Source organism: Syntrophorhabdus sp. (genome assembly GCA_012719415.1).
Lineage (GTDB): Bacteria > Desulfobacterota > Syntrophorhabdia > Syntrophorhabdales > Syntrophorhabdaceae > Delta-02.
Genome location: JAAYAK010000274.1, coordinates 1 through 3902, shown reverse-complemented (window position 1 = coordinate 3902; position 3902 = coordinate 1). Strand labels below are relative to the sequence as shown.

Annotated in this window: 6 protein-coding genes; 1 reads left to right on the top strand and 5 read right to left on the bottom strand. The window is 57.8% G+C overall.

Annotation, left to right across the window (positions count from 1 at the left end; genetic code table 11):
- Positions 1-463: 463 nt before the first annotated feature.
- Positions 464-1258, top strand: coding sequence for a hypothetical protein (locus GXX82_16225; GenBank protein ID NLT24590.1), 795 nt, complete (start codon positions 464-466; stop codon positions 1256-1258).
- Between the two features lie 185 nt (positions 1259-1443).
- Here the strand turns inward: GXX82_16225 and GXX82_16220 are convergent, their stop codons facing one another.
- The 5 genes from GXX82_16220 to GXX82_16200 all read right to left on the bottom strand — a co-directional run.
- Positions 1444-2391 (bottom strand): hypothetical protein, encoded by a 948-nt coding sequence (locus GXX82_16220; GenBank protein ID NLT24589.1) that lies wholly within the window; start codon positions 2389-2391, stop codon positions 1444-1446.
- 39 nt (positions 2392-2430) lie between these two features.
- On the bottom strand, positions 2431-2886 hold the full coding sequence (locus tag GXX82_16215) for a hypothetical protein (GenBank protein NLT24588.1): 456 nt from the start codon (positions 2884-2886) through the stop codon (positions 2431-2433).
- Positions 2883-3152 (bottom strand): hypothetical protein, encoded by a 270-nt coding sequence (locus GXX82_16210; GenBank protein NLT24587.1) that lies wholly within the window; start codon positions 3150-3152, stop codon positions 2883-2885. The genes GXX82_16215 and GXX82_16210 overlap by 4 nt, the downstream gene beginning before the upstream one ends.
- A complete protein-coding gene (locus GXX82_16205) occupies positions 3149-3730 on the bottom strand; it encodes a hypothetical protein (GenBank protein ID NLT24586.1) in 582 nt (193 codons plus the stop codon). The genes GXX82_16210 and GXX82_16205 overlap by 4 nt, the downstream gene beginning before the upstream one ends.
- On the bottom strand, positions 3727-3902 hold a 176-nt coding region (locus tag GXX82_16200), incomplete at its 5' end, for a hypothetical protein (GenBank protein ID NLT24585.1). The genes GXX82_16205 and GXX82_16200, both read right to left, overlap by 4 nt.

Genomic DNA, 3902 nt, shown 5'->3' with positions numbered 1-3902 from the left:
GTCATTCAGTAAATCCAGATATAACCGTGTACGGTCCACGGCCTCCCCTGTACTCATTTACTGCATTACAGCACGCTGTACATATTGCGTTTTTCCCCACTTAACAAAATCCTCCGTTTTGTAAAGTAAGCGTGCGGATGCAGGACTGACGGGCGCTCATGAGGGGTATGGTCTGGAGGAGGGTCGAAAACCCCTGAAATTAAACATTTCGTAGAAGAAATGTAAAGGGGGGAAATGGGCGTTAATGCTGTAATGTAGTACTGCTGCCATGAAGTAAGACCTTACGGCAGTAACAGCGGGGTTAATGAGGAGGCCTCGTTATTGCGCGACTTAACTACATCTCGGAGCAAAGGAGGCATTTGTAGTTAATCTGTAGTTATGGTTTTGTTCCCGCTGACGTTCTTTGTATACGATTTTATATTAATTGCTTGCCAGAGTATTTACGCAGCTATACAATACATCCATGAAACGACGTCTCGGGAAGATGGAAATGCAGTTCCTCGCATACACGCAGATGAGAAAGCTCACAACAGTCCGAACCGGCGATATGCAAGAAGCCCTGGCCGTATCTCCCTCCCAGGAACGCGAGCTCCTCAGCCGCCTGTCGAGGGCCGGTGTGATCGCACGGGTGCGGAGAGGCCTTTACCTGGTGCCGGACTATCTCCCGCCCGGCGGGGAGTGGACGCCTGACGAGGCCACCGCACTGAACACGCTTATGAAGGAAACAGGTGGAAAGTACCAGATCTGTGGTCTCAACGCCTTCAACCGCTACGGTTACGATGAGCAAGTGCCCACACGGGTCTATGTGTACAACGACAGGATCTCAGGGGAGAGGACAATTGGCGTCATTACGCTCAATCTCATAAAGGTCGATCGGAAACGGCTCGGGGACACGGAAAGGGTCCGGACCTGGGACGGACAGACCGTCTTCTATTCCTCGCGCGCACGCACCCTCCTGGACGCCGTCTACGACTGGTCGCGCTTTGGCACCCTGCCCCGGGCATACAAATGGATCCGTGACGACCTGCGTGCCGGCCGGGTGGCACCTGACAAGCTTGTTGATGCCACACTCAAATTCGGGGACGTCAGCACGATCCGGCGCATGGGGGTCCTGCTCGAGGGCGAAGGGGTGGATGAAGGGCTGTTGGAGAGGCTCGAGAAACCTTTGAAACCCACGTCGGCGACGATCCCGTTCGTTCCGGGGAAACCGAAGAGAGGAAGACTGAACAAAAGATGGGGAGTAGTGATCAATAGATAGTCACCAATATTGTATTTGCGACTATCTATTGACTTGGCGATGAAAAGGATCCCCCACCGCGGCCTCTATTCATCCTAGGGTCTTTGACCCTGCCTTACACCCCTCCCCCACCCGACCCGTGTGACACATCGATTCCGCCCCTTTGCCGACCGTCCATCACGGACACCGTGTGGGACAGGCGGGCATCAGGCCTGTTTGCAGTATGCCTCCATGACCAACTCCGGGTGGTGCTCGCGGAAGAGGTCGAGGATCTCTTCGCGGGCAGGGTTGTCTTTGGGAAGGGACATCGTTCTATCCAGGGGCGTGACGCCACCAGCCCAGTTTCTCATGGTTGGGTCCGCCCCGTGGTTCAGGAGGAGCCGGACGATGTCGGGACGACCGTTCTCACATGCCCAGTGGAGGGGGGTGTAGTTGTCGGTATCGTCGTAGTCATCGTAACCCTCGAGATGCCGCGCGTTCGGGTCGGCGCCGGCCTCCAGCAGGCCTTTGATGAAGTCGATGTCACCATCCAGGCACGCAAAGTACACAGGAGGTGTCGGGTCAGAAAAATACCTCTGATCGGGATTGCCCACCTCCCCGCCGCGGGAGAGGAGGAGACGGGCGATGTCGGGATAACCATTGAAGCACGCCAGGTAGAGGGGGGTGTTGCCTTCATTGTCCCTCACGTTCACATCCGCTCCCTTTTCGATGAGGAGGCGTACAGCGTCGATGTGGCCCTCCGCGCACGCACAGTGCAGCGGGGTGGTGCCACCCTCGGTTTTTGCATTGACCTTCGCCCCTTTTTCCAGGAGAAGGCGGACGATGTCGGCGTGGCCCAGAAGAAAGTGGAGGGGGGTGTTGCCGGCCCTGCTACGCGCGTTCACATACGCCCCGTGGTCCAGGAGGAGCCGGACGATATCGTGGGACCCCGCCAGGTACAGCGGCGTTTGTTTATTCTCGTCCCTCGCGTTCACCTTGGCCCCGTGGTCCAGCAGCAGCCGGACGATATCGGTGAGCCCCTTCAGACACGCCTTGTGGAGCGGTGTGCCAGTGCTTATCTTCGCGTTCACATCTGCCCCGGCCGCGATGAGGCGGGGGGCGTCCTCGACGTCAAGAATAATCTGATAAGGATCCACGGCGATGTTCTTTCTCATATTGATTACCTCCTGCTGTGTTGTTGTGTGTGGAATCTGCTAGGCATCACCTTGCTCCTGCGTGCAGTACGCCTCCATGACGAGCTCGGGATGATGCTCGCAGTACCACTCGAGCGTCTTCTCCCGCACGCGCATGGGATCATCGGGCGGGAGCCTGAGGACACTCTCGAGTGTGGTCTCCGGGGCGTACTGGCGGAACAACTCGAGGAACTCATTCACAGTCCACGGGCTGCTCCGGTAATCTCCCGAGCCGCACATCTCGAAAGGGGTCCGGCCGTAGTCCGTCTCCCGCGCATTCGGATCCGCCCCGTGGTCCAGGAGGAACCGCGCGATCTCGACGCGACCGTACCAGCACGCCCAGTGGAGGGATGTGTGGCCGCCCCTGTCCCTCGCGTTCACGTCCGCGCCGGCCTCGAGGAGCTCGAGAAAGCGGCTCTCGGGTCGCTTCAGCCTGACCGCGCGCTCCAATCCTTTCTGCGCCTGCCATTTGTTCAAACCGCTGTCCTCCTCTGTGCCCGGTACCTTTCCTGGTACATCCCGGGGAGATCTATCGGCGGTTTCACGTTCCCGTCGAGGCTCCCCCGGAAAAGCGTGATAAGCAGGGACATGCGGTTGAAGGCCTCCTTGTCCTTTTTGGGATCGAAGGCGAACCAGACAACCTCCATGGCGTCATTGAAGTCGGGGGTCTTCGAGAGGGTCGCGAGGGAGTCCAGGGCGTCGGTGATGGTGTGGGTCTGCTGCATCATCGCCCGCCGGGTCATGCCGTCACCTCCAGCAGGGCGTTGACCTCCTCCAGGCGGGCCATCAGTTTGTCCCGCTCGGCGATGAGGTCATCGCGGGTGATTGTGGTAGCTTCGTCCTCGATTGAATAAAACCTCGTGTCTTCCTCGGTTTGCTCCTCAATCAATTCCTTCGCGCGACCGGCGGGGAAATCCCGGACCAGGACCACGGTGCCGGCTTCGACGGTTGTTTCCCAGTTTTTCCTGCTGCCGCCGGAATCAAAGCCCCCCTCCAGGAGGATAATGCCGTGGCCCAGTCTCGCGGGGGGGATACCCTCGCGAACCCCGGCAATTTTCCTGCCATGGACAAAGAAGGCCCCGCAATTAACATAAGTAGCTCTCCGCCATTCAATGCGAAGCGTGACCGTCTCGCTCGTCACACCATCACTCCCGTAAACGTCTTTGCAAAGGTCGCGGATCCGCTGCTCGTCACGGACATCGAACACCCAGTGGGGAGCTTGCCATTTGCCGCGGTACGCTTTTGCTTTCTGAACAAATATGCTATTATACTCTGCTTTTACTATCACTGCGCTTCCTGTATTTTCAATCGTTATGCTCATTGTACGCCCTTCCTTTCCGCGCGGGCCATGTATTCCTCCAGTGCCTCCAGGATCAACGCCCGCATTGTTGTTTCCCGCTTTGCCGCCTCGATCTTGAGTGTCAGGTGGAGGTCCGCGGGGAGGTGGAGTATAAAGGCTTTGCCTTTATCCTTATCCTTGTCTCTATCGTTTT

What these genes read in the sequence shown, in the direction of transcription:
- GXX82_16225 (NLT24590.1), top strand. Translation starts at nt 464, where the DNA reads ATGAAACGACGTCTCGGGAAGATGGAAATGCAGTTCCTCGCATACACG.
- GXX82_16220 (NLT24589.1), bottom strand. Translation starts at nt 2,391, where the DNA reads ATGAGAAAGAACATCGCCGTGGATCCTTATCAGATTATTCTTGACGTC.
- GXX82_16210 (NLT24587.1), bottom strand. Translation starts at nt 3,152, where the DNA reads ATGACCCGGCGGGCGATGATGCAGCAGACCCACACCATCACCGACGCC.
- GXX82_16205 (NLT24586.1), bottom strand. Translation starts at nt 3,730, where the DNA reads ATGAGCATAACGATTGAAAATACAGGAAGCGCAGTGATAGTAAAAGCA.